The 21,142-nt window shown below is 61.4% G+C and carries 21 protein-coding genes and 2 pseudogenes; 18 read left to right on the top strand and 5 right to left on the bottom strand.

The window, feature by feature from the left end:
• The first annotated feature begins 64 nt into the window (after positions 1 to 64).
• The 6 genes from ACZ1HK_RS04915 to ACZ1HK_RS04890 all read left to right on the top strand — a co-directional run bounded on the left by ACZ1HK_RS04915 (position 65) and on the right by ACZ1HK_RS04890 (position 4,975).
• Positions 65 to 634 (top strand): hypothetical protein, encoded by a 570-nt coding sequence (locus tag ACZ1HK_RS04915; protein ID WP_472627714.1) that lies wholly within the window; start codon positions 65 to 67, stop codon positions 632 to 634.
• Between the two features lie 220 nt (positions 635 to 854).
• Positions 855 to 1,232 carry a hypothetical protein gene (locus ACZ1HK_RS04910; RefSeq protein WP_472627713.1) on the top strand — a complete coding sequence of 126 codons (378 nt, stop codon included), beginning with the start codon at positions 855 to 857 and terminating at the stop codon, positions 1,230 to 1,232.
• Between the two features lie 230 nt (positions 1,233 to 1,462).
• A complete protein-coding gene (locus ACZ1HK_RS04905; protein ID WP_472627712.1) occupies positions 1,463 to 3,004 on the top strand; it encodes a hypothetical protein in 1,542 nt (513 codons plus the stop codon).
• Positions 3,005 to 3,169: 165 nt separating this feature from the next.
• Entirely contained in the window at positions 3,170 to 3,625 is a 456-nt protein-coding gene (locus ACZ1HK_RS04900) for a hypothetical protein (protein ID WP_368475636.1), read from the top strand.
• Positions 3,626 to 3,943: 318 nt separating this feature from the next.
• Positions 3,944 to 4,177: a hypothetical protein gene (locus ACZ1HK_RS04895; RefSeq protein WP_472627711.1), complete on the top strand. Its 234-nt coding sequence runs from the start codon at positions 3,944 to 3,946 to the stop codon at positions 4,175 to 4,177.
• Between the two features lie 165 nt (positions 4,178 to 4,342).
• Complete coding sequence (locus tag ACZ1HK_RS04890; RefSeq protein ID WP_472627710.1) at positions 4,343 to 4,975, top strand: LysE family translocator; 633 nt, start codon at positions 4,343 to 4,345, stop codon at positions 4,973 to 4,975.
• 93 nt (positions 4,976 to 5,068) lie between these two features.
• Here the strand turns inward: ACZ1HK_RS04890 and ACZ1HK_RS04885 are convergent, their stop codons facing one another.
• The 4 genes from ACZ1HK_RS04885 to rpsF all read right to left on the bottom strand — a co-directional run bounded on the left by ACZ1HK_RS04885 (position 5,069) and on the right by rpsF (position 7,701).
• On the bottom strand, positions 5,069 to 6,262 hold the full coding sequence (locus ACZ1HK_RS04885; RefSeq protein ID WP_472627709.1) for a PQQ-dependent sugar dehydrogenase: 1,194 nt from the start codon (positions 6,260 to 6,262) through the stop codon (positions 5,069 to 5,071).
• A 180-nt stretch (positions 6,263 to 6,442) separates the two neighbouring features.
• Entirely contained in the window at positions 6,443 to 7,087 is a 645-nt protein-coding gene (gene rplI, locus ACZ1HK_RS04880) for a 50S ribosomal protein L9 (RefSeq protein ID WP_472627708.1), read from the bottom strand.
• Positions 7,088 to 7,099: 12 nt separating this feature from the next.
• A complete protein-coding gene (gene rpsR / locus ACZ1HK_RS04875; RefSeq protein ID WP_472627707.1) occupies positions 7,100 to 7,327 on the bottom strand; it encodes a 30S ribosomal protein S18 in 228 nt (75 codons plus the stop codon).
• 20 nt (positions 7,328 to 7,347) lie between these two features.
• Positions 7,348 to 7,701 (bottom strand): 30S ribosomal protein S6, encoded by a 354-nt coding sequence (gene rpsF, locus ACZ1HK_RS04870; protein ID WP_472627706.1) that lies wholly within the window; start codon positions 7,699 to 7,701, stop codon positions 7,348 to 7,350.
• A gap of 333 nt (positions 7,702 to 8,034) precedes the next feature.
• On the opposite strand from rpsF, the gene ACZ1HK_RS04865 reads away from it, so the two are divergent.
• From ACZ1HK_RS04865 to cysE, 12 genes and pseudogenes are all read left to right on the top strand, one after another.
• A complete protein-coding gene (locus ACZ1HK_RS04865) occupies positions 8,035 to 8,757 on the top strand; it encodes a hypothetical protein (RefSeq protein WP_472627705.1) in 723 nt (240 codons plus the stop codon).
• Positions 8,712 to 8,966, top strand: coding sequence for a hypothetical protein (locus ACZ1HK_RS04860; protein ID WP_472627704.1), 255 nt, complete (start codon positions 8,712 to 8,714; stop codon positions 8,964 to 8,966). The genes ACZ1HK_RS04865 and ACZ1HK_RS04860 overlap by 46 nt, the downstream gene beginning before the upstream one ends.
• A 142-nt stretch (positions 8,967 to 9,108) precedes the next feature.
• Positions 9,109 to 10,051 (top strand): annotated as a pseudogene (gene fabD / locus ACZ1HK_RS04855) (ACP S-malonyltransferase).
• A 30-nt stretch (positions 10,052 to 10,081) separates the two neighbouring features.
• Positions 10,082 to 10,819, top strand: coding sequence for a 3-oxoacyl-[acyl-carrier-protein] reductase (fabG, locus tag ACZ1HK_RS04850; RefSeq protein WP_472627703.1), 738 nt, complete (start codon positions 10,082 to 10,084; stop codon positions 10,817 to 10,819).
• Between the two features lie 215 nt (positions 10,820 to 11,034).
• Positions 11,035 to 11,268: an acyl carrier protein gene (locus tag ACZ1HK_RS04845; protein ID WP_472627702.1), complete on the top strand. Its 234-nt coding sequence runs from the start codon at positions 11,035 to 11,037 to the stop codon at positions 11,266 to 11,268.
• Between the two features lie 208 nt (positions 11,269 to 11,476).
• Positions 11,477 to 12,736, top strand: coding sequence for a beta-ketoacyl-ACP synthase II (gene fabF / locus ACZ1HK_RS04840; protein WP_472627701.1), 1,260 nt, complete (start codon positions 11,477 to 11,479; stop codon positions 12,734 to 12,736).
• Between the two features lie 7 nt (positions 12,737 to 12,743).
• Positions 12,744 to 13,904: an endolytic transglycosylase MltG gene (gene mltG / locus ACZ1HK_RS04835; protein ID WP_472627700.1), complete on the top strand. Its 1,161-nt coding sequence runs from the start codon at positions 12,744 to 12,746 to the stop codon at positions 13,902 to 13,904.
• Positions 13,905 to 13,988: 84 nt separating this feature from the next.
• Positions 13,989 to 14,126 (top strand): hypothetical protein, encoded by a 138-nt coding sequence (locus tag ACZ1HK_RS04830; RefSeq protein WP_472627699.1) that lies wholly within the window; start codon positions 13,989 to 13,991, stop codon positions 14,124 to 14,126.
• A 235-nt stretch (positions 14,127 to 14,361) separates the two neighbouring features.
• Positions 14,362 to 14,721, top strand: coding sequence for a hypothetical protein (locus ACZ1HK_RS04825; RefSeq protein ID WP_472627698.1), 360 nt, complete (start codon positions 14,362 to 14,364; stop codon positions 14,719 to 14,721).
• A complete protein-coding gene (locus ACZ1HK_RS04820) occupies positions 14,612 to 17,077 on the top strand; it encodes a phage tail protein (protein ID WP_472627697.1) in 2,466 nt (821 codons plus the stop codon). The genes ACZ1HK_RS04825 and ACZ1HK_RS04820 overlap by 110 nt, the downstream gene beginning before the upstream one ends.
• Positions 17,070 to 17,777 (top strand): DUF2793 domain-containing protein, encoded by a 708-nt coding sequence (locus ACZ1HK_RS04815; RefSeq protein ID WP_472627696.1) that lies wholly within the window; start codon positions 17,070 to 17,072, stop codon positions 17,775 to 17,777. Before ACZ1HK_RS04820 ends, ACZ1HK_RS04815 begins: the two co-directional genes overlap by 8 nt.
• Positions 17,778 to 17,875: 98 nt before the next feature.
• Positions 17,876 to 18,695 (top strand): annotated as a pseudogene (cysE, locus tag ACZ1HK_RS04810) (serine O-acetyltransferase).
• Between the two features lie 71 nt (positions 18,696 to 18,766).
• Here cysE and ACZ1HK_RS04805 read toward each other — a convergent pair.
• The gene (locus ACZ1HK_RS04805) at positions 18,767 to 21,064 is read right to left on the bottom strand and encodes a hypothetical protein (RefSeq protein ID WP_472627695.1); all 2,298 of its coding nucleotides are present in this window, start codon (positions 21,062 to 21,064) and stop codon (positions 18,767 to 18,769) included.
• Between the last annotated feature and the right edge of the window lie 78 nt (positions 21,065 to 21,142).

The raw sequence follows: 21,142 nt of genomic DNA, 5'->3' as shown, positions 1-21,142 counted from the left end.
CGGTCAACGGCAACTCCCTTTTATGCACGTCTTTTTATGCACCCGTTTTTGAAAGCCCTGACCCATGTTGAAACCCACCCTCCTAGCCATTGTTGGCCTTGCAGCGGTTGTTCCCGCCGCCTCGGCTGACACGATCATCCCCCTCCTGCCGCGGCCTGACCTGTCAGACGGGCTTGCCCCATTCGAAAGCCCCGCCTTCGACCGCATGGTCGACTTGTGCGAGCGCTTCGGCGTGGCGTGCAGCGTGCCCGGCGCGGATCGCTATTCCGATTTGGATGCAACCGATTTGCTTGACTTGATCCCGCGCGCACAGGCTGATGCCGCCAAGCGTTGGGCGCTTTACGCGGACGAGTGGGCCGAAGTTGCCGAGCTTTACGATGACTACACCCCCTACCATCCGCCTGCGCCGCAGCTCTTCGGCTGGTCCGATCATCCCATGGCCGACGTCGAAGCACTTCTGGAAAGCGTGCAGGAACGGTTGGACCACCGTCCGTCCATCGCGCATGTTGTACCGCGTCCGCGCTTTTCCTGGCAGCATCCCTTGGAAATCTGCCCGGCACCCATTCCTTTGGCCATCGCGGGCCCACGATCATCAACCCCTATGCCTTGCCGCACCGTCCCGGCAACTCGGTGATTATCTTGCCGTCGCGCTGAACTTTACCTCCCTTGTCCTGCCTCGGCAGGGCAGGGTTCCTTCAAAATCCATTTCAAAACAATCGAGTAGAGAAACCCATGACCTATAAACTCCCCTGATCGCCGCGCTTGCCGCAACCCTTGCAACCCCGACCCTCGCCCAGAACATCACCGATATTCTGGACCCGCACGCCCTCATCGCTGAGATTGAACGTGGTGCGATGGGGCAAGCCACATTCGGCAACCGCATCGCAGCACCGCGTGTGGTTGAGGTCGACCCGGCCGAGATCGCGGTACTGCAGCTGGATACGACTGTCCTGCGCTCCCCGCGCCCGTTGCTGCGGCCCTCGACACTTGATGTCGCTGATGTCGTGCGCGTTCCGGAAGCGGCTGCTGTGGCTGCCGCGCCAGCCGCCTCTGACGTGCGCTCGATGATCGACGCGATGCAAGTGGCTGCAGCAGATGCACCTGCCGGCGCCAATACGCTTGTCGTCTCGGGCGGCACAACCGTGGCCGTAAACGGCACGAACACGGCCGTCATTCACAGCAGCGGTCCAGCGCCGCGTCTGACCCTGTGGCAGCGCATCTTCGGCAACTGACGCAGCCCTGCCGGGCCCTAAGTCACGGGTCCGGCAGGTTTTTTATCATTTGGAAAAAAGCTTTTGGTGAACGCCCAGAGGCCCGCTAACCTTTGGGTTGCAAAGCGAAGGTCAGGGTTTCCGCAGTTTGGCGGAGGAATTTCATCCCATAACCTGACCAGGCACACGTCTATTTCCGGCGGGTCGATTGCCCTTCAACGACCCCCAATTACAGGAAGGATAATTCCAACATGCGTCTTATGACAGCAAGCGCGATCGCAATGATTGCCATGGGTGGGGCCGCTATGGCTTGCCCAAACTACCAACTGGCCCAAAGCAGCTATAATTACGATAGCTCGCAGATCGCGAACGGACTGAATTTCAACGTCAATGCGGGTGGCGATTTCACACTCGCTCAATGTGGCCTGGGCAATCTTGGCTTTGGTCAGTTCCGCTCGGCGCCCGACATCACGCTGCAATTGACCAATATGGTCGGACGTGAGCTTGATCTTTTCGTCCAGTCCAGCTGTGACCCGACGATGCTTGTAAACGACGCATCCGGCCAGTGGTTCTTCAACGATGACAGCAACGGCCTTCAGCCCGGCATGCGTCTGCCTTCTGCGTCTGCAGACGGGCGGGTCGACATCTGGATCGGCACCTATTCGGGTGGCGGATGCCCTGCCACGCTGACCGTGCAGGCCACCGGTGCGGCGGTCCCTGTGCCCCAGCCCGTGCCGCAACCCATCCCGCAACCCGCCAATGCCTGCCCGACCTGGGAAGTACCTGGCCCGGCCCTGGCGTTCAGCGCCAACCAGATCCTTCAGCCGCTCAGCTACATCGCCCAGGCGACGGGCGGTGTCAGCGTCGGCTCCTGCCCAACGGTCGATGGCGGCGGAACCGCCAGCCAGGTGCCGCAATTCTCCATCACCTTGTCCGAGATGCAGGGCCACAACCTGACACTGCGCGCCAATGCCGAGTGTGACTCCACGCTTCTGGTTAACGGTGCAGACACGACGTGGTACTACAACGATGACGGGCAGGGGAACCTGCAGCCGGAACTGACGATCACCGAGCAATCGGCCCTGAACGGTCGCATCGATGTCTGGGTTGGGACCTTCGGTGGCAATTCGTGCGCTGGTACCTTCACGCTTCAGGCAATCCCGGTCGTGCAGCCCGCACCGCAACCTGTGCCGCAGCCCGTGCCGCAACCGGTTCCAACACCGGCGCCTACGCCTGTGCCGACACCCGTGCCGACACCAGCCCCAGCACCGGCTCCAGCCCCGGCACCGGCCCCAGCGCCTGCTCCTGCACCGGCGCCCGCTCCGGCTCCTGCCCCTGCACCGGCACCCGCTCCAGCCCCTGCACCCACGCAGACTGGGGGTTGCCCAACAACATCGCTGGAAGGCATCTCGGTCGTCTCTGATGGGCAGGAACTCTATAGCCCTGACACCTACACGGTGCAGGCGGGTGGTGTGACCGCATTGACCAGCTGTTCGGGTCTGCCCGGCGCTGGCGTGATCAATGCGCAGCCGCATTACAGCTTCCAGCTTGCGGGCATGGAAACCTATGGTCGCCTTGAGATCGAGGTCAGCAGCGCGTGCGATACCACGCTGCTTGTCAACGACGCCCAGGGCAACTGGCACTTTGATGACGATTCCGGTGGCAACCTGCAGCCGGAGCTTAACCTGACGGATACCGCTGCCCTCAATGGCCGCGTCGATGTCTGGGTCGGCACGTTTGGCGCTGAAATCGCCTGCGAAGCCGAGATCGAGATGGAGACCTGGAACTTCTGATCCAGTCCCGCAACCGGAGAGGGTAAGGGTTTCCCGACTTTCGCCCTCTCTGCCAAAAATGGATAGTGTCCCTACCCTTCACCGGGGGCACCATCGCCCTCAAACACTTGGACCAAAACACTTTTCCCCTTCTACGAAGAAAAAGAACACCCGGAGTAACACACGATGAAAAAGCTTCTTGCAGCCACCGCCGTCCTTCTCGCCACCGCTGGTATCGCCGCAGCCTGCCCCGCATGGCAGAACCAGGGCGTCCAGACGGGCTACACCACCGGCCAGGACCTCTGGACCCCCAACAGCTACTCGGTTGTTGCTGGCGGTTCGCAGTCGCTGCGCAACTGTGGCTGGAACCACTCGGGCTACGTGATTTCGCGCCCTGACTTTGAATTCCAGATCGACGGCCTGCACGCCTATAACCGCCTCGAGATCCGTGCAATCGGCTCGTGCGACACGGTTCTGCTGGTCAACGACGCAACCGGCAACTGGTACTTCGACGATGACAGCTACGGCAACCTGAACCCTGCCATCAACCTCTACAGCCCGCAGTCCGGCGTGTACGACATTTGGGTCGGCACCTACGGCACCAGCACCTGCGGCGCGACGCTGCAGATGGAAACCTGGTAAGTTTTCAAGACCTTATGGTCTGAACGGAACGGCCCGCCCTTCGGCGGGCCGTTTTGCGTTTGTGGGCTAGTAACTAGCCCAACTCACTGCATGACCTAGGGTGGTCTCAGGCGCCGTCCGCTCCGAGGCCGGCGCGGCCCGTGGCGGCCGGCTCTCCTTGCCAAAACTACTCAGTGTGGCGAAGGTTTGAACACGCAATTGCATGGAGGTCGGCGTGATGATCTTGGAAATCCGTCACTACACGATCAAAGCGGGCCGTCGCGACGATTTCATTGCTTTTTTGAGCAAAGGAACCGCAAGGCTCTGTGCGAGGCCGGAATGCTTGTCTTCGGGCCTTTGCGGGATCTGGACGACCAGGACAAGGTGCATTGGATTCGGGCATTTGAGTCCCTCGAAGACCGCGAAAGGCTGAAAGACGCTTTCTATGGCGGACCAGTTTGGCACGAAGAGATTGAGCCGATTGCCATGTCGATGATCGAGCACATGGATGCAGAGGTGACCGAAACAACGGCTGGTTTCCAAAGCTTTGGCGGCGGCCCAACGTTGACCTGAAGTCGCAGTCTTTTCCACTGCACACGGCACTCGCCGCGACGCCACATGGTGAAATCTCCTGCAAGCCTTGGTGTCGGCAACGGCACAGGATGTCTTTTTCGCAGTTGTCGCTTTTCTTTGGATCACAGCGCTGCTTGTGTGGGGGCAGGAAAGGGAGGCACATCCATGACAATCGAAACCTGGCTGGCCTTTGTTGTGGCGAGCGCCATCGTCGTGGTCATCCCCGGCCCCAATATCGTGCTGACCGTCACCTACGGCATCCGTGACGGGCTACGTTCGGGCCTTGCAACCGTGCCGGGGCAGGCGCTTGGCGCATTGCTGGCGATGTCCGTGTCGCTGGCGGGCGCTGGGGCCATTTTGGTGGCGTCGGTGAGTTTGTTCACGGCCATGAAGGTTGTCGGCGCGCTTTATCTGCTGTGGCTTGCCTATCGGCTCTGGACGGCGCCGGTCGAGGCCATCCGCACCGACGACGATGCGCCCAAACGCCCGCTTGGTGCGCTCTTCCGGCAATCAACGCTGATCTCGGCGCTCAATCCCAAAGGGCCGGTCTTCTACATGGCGTTCGTGCCGCAATTCGTGGATCCCGGCGGCGATGTGATGCTGCAATTCGCTGTGTTGACCGCGACGTTCACCGTGGTGGCGGCGATCAATGGGGTGGGCTGGCTGGTTCTGGCGAGCAGTTTGCGAGAGTATCTGCGCGGGCCGTTTGTGCTGCGTCTGATCAACCGGATCGGGGCGGCCTGCTTGGGCGTGGCTGGGGTGGTGGCCTTGCGGGCAAGCCGCTCAACGGCGGGTTGAGCGAGATTGAAATCCTTAAGATTTGGTTAAATTCTCCAAACAACGTAAATAAATTCAATGACTTACGGGATTTCTCACGCGTGATACCTTCGCCTATTCCGCGTCTTCGTTGGGAACAAGCCGGATCAGGCTGCCCGGATCATCATCGATCAGGATCAGGATCGCGCCATCGTTGTCCACGGCCACATCCCGCACCCGCTCGCCTTGCCTCAACCGCTCTTCGCCCACCACGGTGTCGCCCTCCATATCCAGCCGGACCAAGGCTCGACCCGCCAAGGCGCCCAACAGGATGTCTCCCTCCCATTCCGGGAACATCTCGCCCTCGTAGAAAATCAGATCCGACGGCGCGATGGATGGATCCCAGAAATAACGCGGCTCCTCATAATCCGGCGCATGGGCCTGCTCGCCTGTGCCGACGTCCGAGCCATTGTAGTTCACGCCGTAGCTGACCTCGGGCCAGCCGTAGTTTGCACCGGGTCTGATGACGTTCAATTCATCCCCGCCCGCTGGTCCGTGTTCTAGTGTCCAGATCAGATCGGTTCCCGGCTGCACGGCAGCACCCTGAATATTGCGATGGCCATATGTAAGGACGCCCGGATGTGCCTCAGCGATAACCGGGTAGACAAACGGGGTCCCATCGGTTTCGGTAAGGATCGTCACACCATAGCTCGCGTTTTCCGGATCCTGCGCTAGAAGCCGATTTTCCGGTGTGAACCGGTCGCCTGTGGTCACGAAAAGCATACCTGACCGGTCCACGATCACCCGACTTCCGAAATGGGCTGGAACAACCGATGCAGGGCTTTGGCGCCAGAGTTCAGTCACGTCCTCCAGCGCCAAATGATCCTCGGACAAGGTGGCGCGTGCGACGGCTGTGGCCGAGGCTGCAAGCCCATCGCGGGCGGAGTAGGTGAGGAAAAGCTCGCGGTTCTCGACAAAGTCCGGTGAGAGGGCCACATCCAGCAGCCCGCCCTGCTGGATCGCCCGCACGGACGGCACACCGCTGATTTCCGGCCCCATTGTCCCGTCGCGGGTGATGTGGCGCAACGTGCCGCCGCGCTCTGTCACGACATAACCGGCACCGTCCGGCAGCACCGCTACCGCCCAGGGGCGCGCAAGGGTGCCCACGATGATTTCTTCGTCAAACGTGACGTCCGAGAAGACCTCCGGCGCATCGGTTTGCTCAGGGAAGGCAGGTACCGTATCGGGCAGGTTTGGTGTGCCATCATCGACGGCCGTTTGGGCGGCGAGAGGCGTGGCAAGCAGAAGAAAGGGCAAGGCGCGGAGCATGGGGGCCTCTCGGATTTGGATGCTTCAGGTAGGATATAGGTTCATCACCGCCACGATCAGCCCCTGCTGAAGTTCACGCGCTTCGTCGCAGCTGAAAATTGCCAACGAAAAAGGCCGCCCCGGTATGGAGCGGCCTTCATCAAGTTCTCTGCAAGGACGGCCAGAGGCCGGAGGAGGCGTTCAGTCCTCTTCGCTGTCCTCTGCGGGGGCTTCGTCCGATGCCTCTTCTGCAGCAGGGGCCTCGTCGCCGCCTTCCAGCTCGTCGAGCTGTGCCGCGCCGATATCGTCAAAGAGTTCCGCGATCTCGAATTCGGCTTGCGCCTCTTCTTCGGCCGCCAGTTCCTGGATCGATTTGCCCGATGCCTGAAGCTCGGCCTCTTCGGGCGAGCGTGCGACGTTGAGTTGGATCGTCACCTCAACTTCGGGGTGCAGCTTCACGACAACATCGTGCAGGCCCAGATCCTTGATCGGCGCGGTCAGCACGACCTGCTTGCGATCAACCGAGAAGCCTTCGGCCGTGGCAGCGTCAGCCGCGTCACGGGTGGTGACCGAGCCGTAAAGCGAACCCGCGTCCGATGCCGAGCGGATCACGATGAACTGCTGTCCATCGAGTTTCTCGCCAAGCGCATCGGCTTCTTTCTTCGTCTCCAGATTGCGCGCTTCAAGCTGCGCTTTCTGGTTTTCGAAGGTTGCCATATTGGCCTCGTTGGCGCGGAGCGCCTTTTTCTGCGGCAGCAGGTAGTTGCGCGCGTAGCCTTCCTTGACGGAGACCACTTCGCCCATCTGACCCAGCTTGGCCACACGTTCCAGCAGGATAACGTCCATCAGTTCGTCTCCTTACTTAACGGCATAGGGCAGGAGGGCGAGGAACCGGGCACGTTTGATCGCCTTGGCGAGCTTGCGCTGGTTCTTGGCACCGACTGCGGTGATACGGGAAGGCACGATCTTGCCACGCTCAGAGATGTAGCGCTGCAGAAGACGGGTGTCCTTGTAGTCGATAACCGGCGCGCCCTCACCCTCGAACGGGTCGGTCTTGCGGCGGCGGAAGAATGGTTTTGCGGCCATGTCTTTATCCTTTCAAAGAATCAGCGGCGCTCGCGACGGCCGTCGCGTTCGTCACGTTTCTGCATCTGGACCGAAGGGCCCTCATCATGGGCGTCGACCTTGACGGTCAGGACGCGCATCACGTCGTCATGCAGGCGCATAAGGCGCTCCATTTCCTGCACAGCTTCCGACGGGGCGTCGGTGCGGATGTAGGAATAGTGGCCCTTGCGGTTTTTGTTGATCTTGTAGGCCATGGTCTTCACACCCCAATATTCGGTGTCGACCACGTTGCCGCCATTGTCTTTGAGGACAGTGCCGAAATGCTCGTTCAGGGCTTCGGCCTGCGCGTTGGACAGGTCCTGACGCGCAATCATCACATGCTCGTAGAGAGGCATGGGAACTCCAGTTCAGTTTTCAGGGCGCGTTTCAAAGGCCGGGCGTTTGTCGCTTCGTCCCCCGGCCACGAGGGATCACGCCGTATGGGATGCACGACGAAGCGATGCGCGCGTATAGGCGGGTGCGGGGCGCGTGTCCAGCCCGCCCCTCCGATTGGTGCCAGTCTGGCAACGGACTGTCACCGTGATTGCCGCCTTTCGCCCCATTTCGACCATGATGTCTTGAGACAAAAGCGTTGGAGAATTCCGTCCAAGTGGGCGGAGAGAGCGTATTCGGCTGCTTGTGAGCGGCCATGGTATTTTGGATTGGAGGCCACAGGTGTTCCACCCGTTTTGGAAAAAGACGAGGCCGTCGTTACCGTCGACTATGTTGTCGTGATGGCAGCACTTGTGGGCGTTGGCGTTTGGATGGCCGATACGACAAATGCCGATTTGTCCGAGCATTCCGCGGTGATCCGTGGCGAGATGCAGGGTGGCATGTTCGAGACAGCCTGGGACGCTGATCTGGCCGTGCAACCCGATACCGATGCTGGCGATCAGTGCACTGGTGCTGATACGTGCGGGACGGATGGCGGAACCACGGGTGGTGGGACAACCGGTGGTGGAACCACGGGCGGCGGCACGACCGGTGGCGGCACGACGGATCCTGATCCTGATCCCAATCCCGATCCGGATCCAACGCCTGATCCTGATCCGGACCCAACGCCGGACCCGGATCCCGACCCGACGCCTGATCCCGATCCGGACCCGGATCCAACCCCGGACCCGGACCCAGACCCCGATCCCGGCACAACCGGTGGCGGAACCGATCCGGCGCCGCCCCCGGCGACCGGTGCGGTCGCGGGCTGCCCGAACAATGCTTACAACGGCGAGCCTTTGGTCTCGGACGGGTCTGACTTTGGATCGACCTACGATCAGACCATTACGCATTCGGGCTATACCGACCTCAGGACCTGTGGCGGCAGCTTCCCTATGCACGCGGCTTCTTTGACGCGAACCCGACCTATTCCATGTACCTTAGCAACATGGATCAGTTCAGCACGGTCGAGTTCCTGATCGAAGCGACCACTTGCGACACAACGATCCTGATCCGCGATGCGGCGGGCAACTACTTCTTCAACGATGACTATGTTGATTGGCGGATCCACACCCGGTCGCGGTTGCAGTTGAGCTCCACCGCGGACTTGAACGGACGCGTCGACATCTGGATTGGCGGCTGGTCCCCATCGACCTGTAGCTCAACCATGCAGGTGACCGGCTACTAAGCCCACGAAAGTCGCGGTTTCCATGCCGCACGCAACAGGACGGCGGCGCCCTTTAACCAGGGTGTCGCCGTCTTTCGTTGCGCGGCGCGCGCCTGTGTTGTAGCCCATCGTGCGACAATCGAGGTTGAGCAGGAGCGCCAAAATGACCCGCGCATTCGTATTTCCCGGCCAAGGGGCGCAAACCATCGGAATGGGCCGCGATCTTGCCGATGCCTACCCTGACGCACGCGCCGTCTTTGATGAGGTCGATGCAGCGCTGGGTGAGAAGCTTTCCACGCTGATCTGGGAAGGTGAGATCGAGACGCTGACCCTGACCCGCAATGCACAGCCCGCCTTGATGGCAACATCCATGGCTGCCATGGCCGCCTTGAAGGCCGAAGGGGTAGAGGTGACGGCGGCGGATTTTGTGGCCGGTCATTCCTTGGGCGAATATTCCGCATTGTGTGCAGCCGGCGCGCTGAGCCTGGCCGACGCCGCGCGCCTCTTGCGGTTGCGCGGCGAGGCGATGCAGGCGGCGGTTCCGGCGGGCGAAGGGGCCATGGCGGCCGTCCTTGGCCTTGATTTTGAGGCTGTGACTGCGGTGGCCCAAGAGGCCGCGCAGGGCGAGGTTTGCGAAGCCGCCAATGACAATGACCCGGCGCAGGTCGTGATTTCCGGCCAAAAAGCGGCGGTTGAACGGGCCACGGTGATCGCCAAGGAAAGGGGCGCAAAGCGGGCGCTCCTTTTGCCGGTTTCCGCCCCGTTCCATTGCGCCTTGATGCAACCTGCTGCTGACGCGATGGCTGAAGCCTTGAGCCAGGTCGACTTGCAGGCCCCGATCGTGCCGCTGGTGGGCAATGTGATCGCACGCGCCGAAAGCTCAGCCATGCTGATCCGCAATCATCTGGTCGATCAGGTCACGGGCCGGGTCCGCTGGCGCGAGAGTGTGGCGTGGATGGTGGCGGAAGGTGTCACCGAATTCTACGAAATTGGTGCGGGCAAGGCTTTGTCCGGCATGATCAAACAGAATCGAACGCGCCGCAACCACGGCAGCGGTAGGGTCGGCCGACGACGTGCGGGCTGCGGTTGCGACGATCAACGGCTGAGGCATAAAAACACGGACTGAGGGGAGAGACATGACCGATCTGACAGGAATAGCGGCCCTGGTGACAGGCGCCTCGGGCGGCATCGGCGCAGAAATTGCGCGCGCCTTGCATGGGGCTGGCGCGATTGTGGGCCTGTCGGGCACGCGGGTAGAGCCGTTGGAGGCGTTGGCTTCTGAGCTGGGGGAGCGCGCACATGTCTTGCCCTGCAATCTGAGCGATGCGGATGCGGTGGATGCGCTGCCGAAAGAGGCCGCAACGGCGATGGGATCGCTTGATATTCTCGTCAACAATGCGGGCATCACGCGCGATAATCTGTTCATGCGGATGTCGGACGAAGAATGGCAAAGCGTTCTGGATGTGAACCTGACCTCGACCATGCGGCTGTGCCGGGGCGCTTTGCGCGGCATGATGAAAGCGCGTTGGGGCCGGATCGTGAATATCTCAAGCGTTGTGGGGGCCACGGGGAATCCGGGGCAGGGGAATTACGCGGCGTCGAAAGCGGGCATGGTGGGCATGTCGAAAAGCCTAGCCTATGAGGTCGCCAGCCGTGGAATCACCGTAAACTGTGTTGCACCGGGCTTCATCGAGACGGCCATGACCGACAAACTGACGGATGATCAGAAATCCAAGATCCTGACGCAGATTCCGGCCGGTCGCATGGGCACCCCCGCGGAAATCGCCGCTGCGACGCTGTTTCTGGCCAGCCCTGAGGCAGGCTACCTGACTGGCACCACGCTGCATGTGAACGGCGGTATGGCGATGCTGTAGCGCGCTTTCCGCTACGTCAGAAAGCCACGCGCAAGGCATGGACATGGGCGAAACTTGTGTTATAGGCGGCGCGAGAATTGCCGGGGGGCTTGTTCCACCGGTCGGGCCTGACCACCTGTTATTGGTGTGATGGCACATTGAGCGGCCGGAACGGCAGTACTGAAACAAGGGCACCCGGCACGGGCGGAACCCTGAAAGACCATGAGGACCTGAAAATGAGCGACATCGCAGATCGCGTGAAGAAGATCGTTGTTGAGCACCTGAGCGTTGACGAAGACAAGGTGACGGAAGCCGCGTCGTTCATCGACGACCTGGGCGCAGACTCGCTGGATACGGTTGAGCTGGTCATGGCTTTTGAGGAAGAGTTCGGCATTGAGATCCCTGATGACGCCGCCGAGACCATCCAGACGTTTGGCGACGCGGTGAAGTTCATCAACGAAGCCCAGTAATCGGGTCTTTTGGCAAAATTGGCGGCGGCGCGGAGAAATCCCGCCGCCGCTTTTGCATTTCCGGGGGCGGGGGAGACGCTTGTGCTATGGCACGTCGCCCCTCCCACCGTCCCGTAAGGCAATGCTTTGCCGGTAACGGGAGCGGGGATTGCGCCGGGGCGGCGCTTTCCGGTAATTGAAGCGCAACGAAAATCGCGGGGGCCGAATAATGCGTCGAGTGGTTGTGACAGGTTTGGGGTTGGTGACACCCCTGGCATGCGGTGTTGAGAAGACATGGGAGCGGCTTTTGGCCGGCCAATCGGGGGCCGGGCCGATTACGCGCTTCGACGCCGAAGGGTTTGGAACAACCTATGCCTGCGAGCTTCCGCGCGGCGATGGATCAGACGGGACCTTCAACCCGGACGATTGGATGGAGCCCAAGGAACAACGCAAGGTCGATGATTTCATCCTGTACGGCGTGGCTGCAGCAGATCAGGCGATTGCCGATGCGGGCTGGACGCCGGAAGATCGTGAGAGCCTTGAGCGCACCGGCTGCCTGATTGGGGCCGGTATTGGCGGACTTTCTTCCATTGCCGATACGTCGATTACCCTGAACGAGCGCGGGCCACGGCGTGTATCGCCGTTCTTTGTGCCGGGCGCGTTGATCAACCTGATCTCTGGCCAGGTCTCGATCCGTTACGGCTATAAAGGGCCGAACCATTCGGTTGTGACGGCCTGTTCGACCGGTGCGCATGCCATTGGCGATGCGGCGCGTTTGATTGCGCTGGACGATGCGGATGTGATGATTGCGGGTGGGGCGGAAAGCCCGATCTGTGCGATCGGGATTGCCGGGTTCAATGCGTGCAAGGCGCTTTCAACAAAACGCGCGGATGAGCCGGAGAAGGCGTCGCGTCCTTGGGACAGCGACAGCGATGGCTTTGTCATGGGCGAAGGTGCGGGCATGGTGGTGCTGGAGGAGTATGAGCATGCCAAGGCCCGGGGAGCGAAGATCTATGCTGAAATTCTGGGCTACGGCCTGTCGGGTGACGCGCATCACATCACAGCCCCGCCGCCGGACCATGAGGGCGCGGAGCGCGCAATGCGTGCTGCCCTGAAGCGAGCCGGATTGCAGCCGAGCGATATTGATTACGTGAACGCGCACGGCACCTCGACCATGGCCGATACGATCGAACTGGGCGCGGTTGAGCGTTTGATGGGCGATCATGCGAAGAACGTGCGCATGTCTTCGACCAAATCCATGACAGGGCATTTGCTGGGCGCTGCGGGTGCGATTGAGGCGATCTTCTCGATCCTCGCGATCCGGGACAATGTGGCGCCTCCGACAATCAACTTGGACAACCCGGCGGCGGAAACTGAGATCAACCTGTGTGCCAATGCCAAGCAGGAGGGGGAGATCCGGATCGCGCAGTCGAACTCTTTCGGGTTTGGCGGGACCAATGCCTGCCTGATCATGGGCCAGGTGGAGTAACCCGCATATGTGGAAACACATCGCCGCAAACGGCATGTCCTTCCTGATCGTTGCGTTGATCGCGGCGGCGGCGGCTTTGGGCTGGGGCAAGAACCAGTGGGATGCGGCCGGGCCGTTGGAGACCGCCGCTTTTTTCGAGGTTGAGCAAGGCGACACGCTCGGCGAAGTCTCGGAACGGTTGGAAGCGGCGGGTGTGATCCGCTCGGCTGCCATCTTCCGCGTTGGTGTGCGGGCCGCGGACCGGTCTGGTGATTTGCGGTTCGGGAATTACGAGATCCCGGCCGGGGCCACGATGGAAGAGGTGCTGGACATTGTGACGGCTGGTGGGCCGTCCTCGTTCCGCTACCGCGCAACCTATGTGCTGCGCAACTCAGGCTCAGGCCAGTTGCGGTTGAGCGAGCGTGTGCCGGGCACGGGTGAGGTCGAAGAGATCGCGCGGTTCGCCTATGAAGACGGTATTCCGCAGGAATATGCAGCACTTCTGGAGCAAGAGGTGCCGATGATCTACCGGCTGGTTATCCCGGAAGGGCTGACAAGCTGGCAGGTGGTGCAGGGGCTTTTGGCGGCGGATTTCCTGGATGGCGAGATCCCCGATATTCCTGCCGAGGGCATGCTGGCGCCCGCAACGATCGAAGTGAACCGGGGCGAAGACCGGATGGAGCTAATCGCCGAGATGCAGGCGGCGCAGGAACGTATTCTTGCGGAGGCCTGGGAGAACCGGGCGCCGGGCCTGCCGATTTCCACACCGGAAGAGGCGCTGATCCTGGCCTCCATCATCGAGAAGGAAACTTCTGTACCGGAGGAGCGGGGGCGGGTGGCCTCCGTCTTTATCAACCGTCTGAACACCGGCATGCGGCTGCAGACAGACCCTACGGTGATCTACGGCGTGACGAACGGGCGGGGTATCCTGGGCCGTGGTTTGCGGCAGTCGGAGCTGCGGGGTGAGACGCCATGGAATACCTACGTAATCGACGGCCTGCCACCGACGCCGATTGCAGATCCGGGCGCGGACGCCATTCGGGCCGCGCTCAACCCGGATGAGACGGACTTCATCTTCTTCGTGGCCGACGGCACGGGTGGCCATGCGTTTGCGGTGACTTTGGAAGAGCACAACCGCAATGTTGCCCGCTGGCGCGAAATTGAGGCGGAACGCAACGACGGGAACTGACGAGCACGGGGGAGACGCTGGTCCACGTGTTTTGCAGGCGCAAAACGCGCGGACCTCGCCCCTCCCGCCGTCCCGAAGGGTGTTTTGACAGCCCGCGCTGCATATTGGGCTGCTATTGTATTTGCATATTTGTGGAACAAAGAAGGGCGTGTGCCTGGCTTTGAGCTGCTGCTGGGTGTTGAATTTGCTGCGGAAAACGTGATCTGGTTAATGATTGGTTAGCGCGCGGTGCGTCCGTTAACCAACTGAAAACACAAAACTTCTTGACCGACCGAACGGTCCATGGCACCTCTTTAGGCACGCTGGAAGATGTGGGTCAACGGCCCGGGGGTAGCTGCCCTCGACGGCCGTTTTTTGTGCCGAGTGAGCCGGTGTCGCAAGACGCCGTCGGTTACAGGATCGCTGCCCGCATTCTGCTCGTGCCCGAGAGGTGATCTACGGACACGGGGTAATGACCATGGAAGATATGATTGAACGTGAGGTCGGTCCTTCTGAGGACCGGGCTGAGATGCTTGTGGATGATGCACAGGACGTCTTTGACCGGGCTGTGCGGGTCCTGCGGCAAAGCTGTGACACCCTTGAAGCTGTTGGCGAAGTGAGTGCTGCCGAGATCCTCAAGGATGTACGCGCGATGAATTCCGCGCTTCAGCACACGTTGGAGATGCGGGAGAAGGCACGTGAAGCAGGAAGTAAACGGTTCGGCGCACATGGCGCAGGGCAACTCGACCTTGGAGCAGCCCGAGCTGAGATCGGGCTCCGGCTTGCTTGCCTCCGCGACGCCGTCGCAGGAAATGGCGTTTCTGGAGAGCCTGGATGACAATGCGTTGGCAGCCTTGCCCTGGATTTTCGAGTTCTGGGCTCTGCCACACCAACTGCCGCCATCGGGGGATTGGCGCACCTGGGTTGTGCTGGGTGGCCGGGGCGCGGGCAAGACGCGCGCCGGGGCAGAATGGGTCCGGTCGATGGTGGAGGGGGACACGCCCGACGCTCCCGGCCGGGCCCGCCGGGTGGCCTTGATCGGGGAGACCTATGATCAGGCACTGGCCGTAATGGTAAAGGGTGAGAGCGGGTTGATTGCCTGCTCTCCGCCTGACCGGGTGCCACGTTGGGTGGCCGGCGAGCGGATGTTGGTTTGGCCGAACGGGGCAGAGGCGCGGCTCTATTCCTCTCATGATCCGGAGGCGCTGCGGGGGCCGCAATTTGACCTTGCCTGGTCGGATGAGTTCGGCTGTGCGGCCATCGACAAGGGGACGAACCAGCCCAACACATTCCTTGATCCGAAAAGCTCTGAGAGCAAAATACCGTACTTTTCCAACGGGCGCCGGGACGATCTGATTCAAGCGCAATACCTGCGCGCTATCATGGATTACTGGGCAGAAGAGGGCAGAAACCCTCAGTCAGATCAGTACGCTGGCCCGATGCTTGACCTGTCGCGCGCCCATGCCTGGGCTTGGGATGCACGGCCCTGGCCCGCCTTTCCAAACGATCTGGATCGGTGGACGGATGGGGTAAACTGGAAGCGGGGTCATTGGCTGACCGGACGGCTTGATGCGCAACCGCTTGATCTGGTGGTCGCCGAGATTTGCGAGCGCGCCGGGCTAACCCATTACGATGTATCTGCCTTGCATGGGCTGGTGCGTGGCCATGTCTCTGCCCAGACCGAAACCGCACGTGCGCGCCTGCAATCGCTGATGATGGCCTATGGTTTCCAGGCGATTGAGCGCGACGGAAAGCTGGTTTTCCTGCCGTTGCCCGAGGTGCCGAACAAAGTGGTCGAGGCGCCCGAGACGGCGCGCGATGATGACGGCGAAGGTGGCTTCACACGGACCCGCGCGCCCGAGGCCGAAACGGTCGGTCGCCTGCGCATCGGGTTTGCCGAGGCGGAGGGAAGCTATGGTGACAAGGTCGCCGAAGCCGTGTTCCCCGGCGACGGTGCCGATCAAGTGAATGACGTGGATCTGCCGCTGGCCTTGACCAGCGCAGAAGGCCAGGGGATGGCCGAACGTTGGTTGGCGGAAGGGCGCGTTGCACAAGACACATTGCGCTTCGCGCTACCGCCCTCAGACCGTGCCTTGGGCGCAGGTGCGCTGATCGCCACGGAAGATGGCCATACATGGCGCGTCGACCGGGTCGAGGACCGCGGATACAGGCAAATCGAAGCCTCCCGCGTTGAACCGTCGACGGCCATCCCCTCGGACGAGGTGGAGGAGGTCAATCGGGTTGAGGCCTTTGTTCCACCGCTTCCGGTGACGCCTGTTTTCATGGATCTGCCGCTTCTGACCGGCGATGAGGTCGAGCACGCCCCCCACCTTGCCGTCGCCGCAAGTCCTTGGCCGGGCAGTGCCGCGGTCTATTCCGCGCCAGGCAGCGACGGCTTCACGCTCAACAAGATCGTCGAGCAGCCCGCTATTGTCGGCACGCTTCAATCGCCTTTGCTGAAACAGAAATCAGGGATTTGGGACCGCTCTGGCAATCTCAGGGTTGAACTGGAGACCGGGGCGCTGTCTTCGGCCGAGATGGCCTCGGTTCTTGCAGGGGCCAATGCAGCCGCGATTGGCTCGGGCGAGGATGATGTGTGGGAGGTGATCCAGTTCGCGGATGCAACCCTTGTGGGCCCTGGAACGTGGGACATCGGGATGCGCCTGCGCGGCCAACTCGGCACCGATGGTGTTATGCCCGACGTCTGGCCTGAGGGTTCGGTCTTTGTGCTGTTGGATGCTGCGGTAACGCAGGTGGAGTTGCCGAGCTCCGCCCGTGGGCTGGTGCGCACATGGCGGGTCGGCCCCTCCCGACGGGCGGTCGATGATGCAAGCTATACCGAAGACGTCGTTGCCTTTCAGGGCATTGGCTTGCGCCCCTACAGCCCGGTGCACCTGCGCGCGCCCCGTGCCGGAGCCGAGCGGCAGATCAGCTGGATCCGTCGGTCGCGCATTGATGCCGACAGCTGGGACGGGACGGACGTGCCGTTGGGCGAGGCCTCTGAGCAGTACATTTTGCGGGTCGTGGATGCCGGAGCCATCCGGCGCGAAGAGATCCTGACCGCGCCCGTGTTCACCTACACCGATGCAATGCGCGCCGCTGACGGGACGCAAAGCACCTATTCCATCGAGGTTGCCCAGGTCTCCGAACGCTTCGGAGCGGGGCCATTTGCAAGGACCGAAATCAATGACTGAGACCGCAAACCTGGCCCTACCGCTGCTGGCTCCGGCGCAAGCGCAAAAGCATGTGACCGTGAATGAGGCGTTGGTGCGTCTGGATGGTGTGACGCAATTGCGCCTTTCCTCCGTGACCGAGACGACGCCGCCCGCTGCCATTGATGGATTGGCCTATGCCGTGCCGGTTGGCGCGGTGAATGCTTGGGCCGGGCAGGAGGGGACCGTTGCCATTGCGTCGGGCGGTGGCTGGGTCTTCGTGCCCCCATCTCGCGGATGGCAGGCGCTGGTGCTGGACGCCGGTGCATTGGCTATTTTCGACGGGACAGACTGGCGCATCGGCGCCATGACGATGACCCCCAATGGGGCGTCCGTTGCGACGAAATCAGTTGAGGTTGATGTGAACCTGACAGCCGGGGCGAGCGTGACGACGCCCGTCCTTTTCCCAGCCCGTTCAATTGCTTACGGCGTGACGGGCCGCGTGATCACGGCTATCACAGGCGCCGTCTCCACTTGGGATCTCGGGATCACCGGTGATTTGCAGCGCTACGGCTCGGGCCTTGGCCTGCCGCTGAATTCCTGGGTCAATGGCCCCGGCGCGCCGCAGGTCTATTGGTCGCCCACGGCGCTTGAGATTACGGCGCAGGGCGGCGATTTTGCGGGCGGTGCGATCCGTCTGGTCGCCCATTACGCCGAGCTGTCGCTGCCTGATCCTGTGTGATCTGTCAGCTCAGCTAACATCCCTCACATTATCGTTGCATGGACCTTTGCGGGCCGCTGCCGTATTCTGGCAGGGACGGTTCGCAAAGGAGGCCAAACATGGCCCGCACGCAATCCCATGTGACGGAACTTGATCCGGTCTGGCGCCGGATCACCGACGAGGCATCGACCGCCATCGCCGACGAGCCTTTGCTCGGCGGGCTGGTCCATGCCTGCGTCCTCCACCATCCCACCTTAGAGAATGCGCTCGGTTATCGCGTGTCGCAAAAGCTCGCATCGTCCGAGATGTCCGAGCAGCTTTTGCGCGAGATCGCGGATGAGGCTTTTGCCTCGGACAAAACCCTCGGTGCGCAGGCGCGTGCGGATATCGTGGCTGTCTATGACCGCGACCCGGCCTGCCACCGGTTCTTGCAGCCATTGCTGTACTTCAAGGGCTTCCAGGCAATCACGGCCTACCGCGTCGGCCATTGGCTGTGGCGCACCGGGCGCAAGGATCTGTCGTACTTCATCCAGATGCGCGTCTCGGAAGTCTTTGGTGTCGACATTCACCCCGGCGCCCGTGTGGGGCAGGGGATCATGATCGACCATGCCCATTCCATCGTGATTGGTGAGACGGCGGTTGTGGGCGACAATGTCTCCATGCTGCATTCCGTCACGCTCGGCGGGACCGGCAAGGAAGAGGAAGACCGTCACCCGAAAATCGGCAACGGCGTGCTGATCGGGGCGGGCGCGAAAGTGCTTGGCAATATCGAGGTCGGCCATTGCTCGCCGCATCGCCGCGGGCTCGGTCGTGTTGGAGGCCGTACCGCCCATGAAGACGGTCGCGGGCGTGCCTGCAAAGATCGTGGGCGAGGCCGGCTGCGCGCAGCCGTCGCTGACGATGGATCACCTCTTTGGCGGGGCAACGCCAGGGCTTTGAGCCCGCGCCATTGCAGGCCCATTCTGGTAAAGCCCCAGACCTACTTTCGCCCGCTCTACAGTAGGCCCAACCTATTGTAGGAACGTGTTGGAATACCATTCCCAGTGGATGTCGAACGTGCCCAAGATACCGTTGCCGCGACCACCCGGTAGGGCGCGGGCGCATAGAGCCATGTCAAAGGCCCGCCCCTCCACAAGCGCAATCTGGCAGTCCTCTGCCCATGCCGCGACGTCGTCGCGCGCCGTCATGCGGATGATTGGCACCGTGAACGTGCCAGTCGCCGTTGTGGTCACAAATGCCTCGTTGAATTCGGCGGTGGACGGGCCAAGCGTTCTGTAGGTGAAGGTTCCGGTCGCTGAATTCTGCCCGACATCCGAGAAGCTCAGCGTGATATTCTCGTTATAGGGATGACCGTAGGTCCCAAAGGCATCCGGCCCCCACGAATTGCCGAAACTGCTGATGAAAGTGTAACCGGCCTGGTTTTGGTATTGATCCCAACCGGTCACGATCGCGCTTGTTTCATCACCAATGACAATCCCTTGGTCGAAGACAATCTCGCGTCCGGTCGCAAGGTCCGCAGGATCAAATTCACCGGGTGGAACATGCACATTGATGGCCGCCCAATTGCCGGTGAAATTCTCCGTCGCCATGTTATGCCAGTAAGTGTTGGATGGATTATGGGCCAATTGAAAGGTCAGGGCAGGCGCGTTCGCGCCGCCATAATCAAGCACGATCAATCGTGCGCAGGCCGGTCCGGTGACCACCCGTTCCCCGAACCGCGCCTCGATCCTGGCTTCTCCATATTCGGGCAAACGGCCCTCCTGGCCTGCGCCGTGCCCAAGCGATGTTTCAGGCGCCGCGATCCTGTTGAGCGCCACGGTCAACGCGTTACAGGGACTTTGCGGGCTTTGCTCGAAGCGCACCGCGAAGCCACGAATGATCAGTTCGTCAGCGGAAACAGCTCGGGTAAGCGGGCTGAAGAAAGCAACGCTGCGCAACACGCGCATTTCTCCCGCAGGAATTGTTACGCTCTCGCCCTCACTCAGAATGGCGTCCCCGGCAATGAGCTGTAGGTGCTGGGACGGATCCAACCCCTCGAAACTGGACGCGAGCGACACCGTTACAGGACCGTTGGTGGCATCAATCTCGTAATCTATGCACGCTGCGCGCATACCATCCAACGCTTGCCGCTGGTCTTCGCGGACCGGACGCGGATGTTCATAAACGATGGCACCGGTTGCATCAGGGGTCAGCGTCACACTATGACGCCCGCAGCCCAAAAGCATCTCCTCACGCGAACCGTCATAGAATGATCCGTCCCGGATCACGTCCCTAAGGAACCTGCGATACGCTTCCGGCAAGGACAGCCCCTGGAAATCGCGCAGCCAATCGTCGATGACATAGCGTGCCCCTTCGTCCGCAGATTCGGCGGCCCTGTACATCTCGTGCACTTCGCCCAAATTGTTGATTTGGGCAATGAACAGGTGTTCCCAGAAAGAGGACGTGTCGTAGACCGCCCGGATATCTGTCGCGAACAGGCCACCATCAAAGGCGGTATAGCGTCGATCTTCGATCGTGCCGCCGGTCAAGCGCGCCTGTCCGGTCAGATCGCCGAAAGTCGCGGACGAGAATGGGATCTCAAAGCCGGTTTGCTCGTAGAGGCGGTCGATCGTATTGGCCAGGGCTTCCGCGACGCCTTCCGTGACCCAGTATTCATCCCATACCGCATCGATGCGGGACTCCAGAAGATAGGCCCATTGGATTGCGTGGACGAGTTCGTGCGACACGGTGTTGAGGCGTTCGGCGTCGGGCCCGGTTTCGCCGGAAAGGGGGCCATTTGCCCCGGGTCTGAACCGCACGGCAAGCGATCCAGGCTCGCTTTCAAGCTGTGATGTGAAGAGGGGGTCATCAGGTCTGGGCGAAAAGAAAACACCCAAGGCCGTTTGATTGGATGGATCTTCCGGAAGGAAGATTTCCGGCACTACGTTCAGGACATAGCCTTCACCTGAACCAAAGCGCATCGGCGTGGCCAACGGTGCCTCTTCGATTGGTAGGGCCGGGGCCGTCAGGCCCCAATCCTCGAAGATGCGCGAGGCATAGCGCGCATAACCCAACGCTTCATCGACATCGGCCTGTCGCACAGAAATCGAGACAAGCGATCCGCCCGCATTGCGATAGGCGTAATTGTCGAACCGGCAGTAAATGCCCGGCTCCGGCGCATAGGTTACGGTCGCTCCGGGCCCATGTCGTTCATCTAACGAACAGACGGCCACCCATTCGGTGGTTGGCCAGGGGTTGATTTGCGCGTGGCCAGAATGGGCAAAGAACAGCGTGACAAAGGCGGAAGTAGCAATGATTTTATCAAACATACCGGTACGTTAGCGGCCTTTCGGGCCGCCTGTCATTAAGCAATATCCTGCATGATGGGCGATTAACCATGAAGGCGG

The organism is Gymnodinialimonas sp. JB5-7 (genome assembly GCF_055693405.1).
This window is presented reverse-complemented; position numbering and strand designations above follow the sequence as displayed.

Excerpts from the sequence above, each read along its gene's own strand:
- ACZ1HK_RS04915 (WP_472627714.1), top strand. The coding sequence starts at position 65 with ATGTTGAAACCCACCCTCCTAGCCATTGTTGGCCTTGCAGCGGTTGTT.
- ACZ1HK_RS04910 (WP_472627713.1), top strand. The coding sequence starts at position 855 with ATGGGGCAAGCCACATTCGGCAACCGCATCGCAGCACCGCGTGTGGTT.
- ACZ1HK_RS04905 (WP_472627712.1), top strand. The coding sequence starts at position 1,463 with ATGCGTCTTATGACAGCAAGCGCGATCGCAATGATTGCCATGGGTGGG.
- ACZ1HK_RS04900 (WP_368475636.1), top strand. The coding sequence starts at position 3,170 with ATGAAAAAGCTTCTTGCAGCCACCGCCGTCCTTCTCGCCACCGCTGGT.
- ACZ1HK_RS04895 (WP_472627711.1), top strand. The coding sequence starts at position 3,944 with ATGCTTGTCTTCGGGCCTTTGCGGGATCTGGACGACCAGGACAAGGTG.
- ACZ1HK_RS04890 (WP_472627710.1), top strand. The coding sequence starts at position 4,343 with ATGACAATCGAAACCTGGCTGGCCTTTGTTGTGGCGAGCGCCATCGTC.
- ACZ1HK_RS04885 (WP_472627709.1), bottom strand. The coding sequence starts at position 6,262 with ATGCTCCGCGCCTTGCCCTTTCTTCTGCTTGCCACGCCTCTCGCCGCC.
- rplI (WP_472627708.1), bottom strand. The coding sequence starts at position 7,087 with ATGGACGTTATCCTGCTGGAACGTGTGGCCAAGCTGGGTCAGATGGGC.
- rpsR (WP_472627707.1), bottom strand. The coding sequence starts at position 7,327 with ATGGCCGCAAAACCATTCTTCCGCCGCCGCAAGACCGACCCGTTCGAG.
- rpsF (WP_472627706.1), bottom strand. The coding sequence starts at position 7,701 with ATGCCTCTCTACGAGCATGTGATGATTGCGCGTCAGGACCTGTCCAAC.
- ACZ1HK_RS04860 (WP_472627704.1), top strand. The coding sequence starts at position 8,712 with ATGTACCTTAGCAACATGGATCAGTTCAGCACGGTCGAGTTCCTGATC.
- fabG (WP_472627703.1), top strand. The coding sequence starts at position 10,082 with ATGACCGATCTGACAGGAATAGCGGCCCTGGTGACAGGCGCCTCGGGC.
- ACZ1HK_RS04845 (WP_472627702.1), top strand. The coding sequence starts at position 11,035 with ATGAGCGACATCGCAGATCGCGTGAAGAAGATCGTTGTTGAGCACCTG.
- fabF (WP_472627701.1), top strand. The coding sequence starts at position 11,477 with ATGCGTCGAGTGGTTGTGACAGGTTTGGGGTTGGTGACACCCCTGGCA.
- mltG (WP_472627700.1), top strand. The coding sequence starts at position 12,744 with ATGTGGAAACACATCGCCGCAAACGGCATGTCCTTCCTGATCGTTGCG.
- ACZ1HK_RS04825 (WP_472627698.1), top strand. The coding sequence starts at position 14,362 with ATGGAAGATATGATTGAACGTGAGGTCGGTCCTTCTGAGGACCGGGCT.
- ACZ1HK_RS04820 (WP_472627697.1), top strand. The coding sequence starts at position 14,612 with ATGGCGCAGGGCAACTCGACCTTGGAGCAGCCCGAGCTGAGATCGGGC.
- ACZ1HK_RS04815 (WP_472627696.1), top strand. The coding sequence starts at position 17,070 with ATGACTGAGACCGCAAACCTGGCCCTACCGCTGCTGGCTCCGGCGCAA.
- ACZ1HK_RS04805 (WP_472627695.1), bottom strand. The coding sequence starts at position 21,064 with ATGTTTGATAAAATCATTGCTACTTCCGCCTTTGTCACGCTGTTCTTT.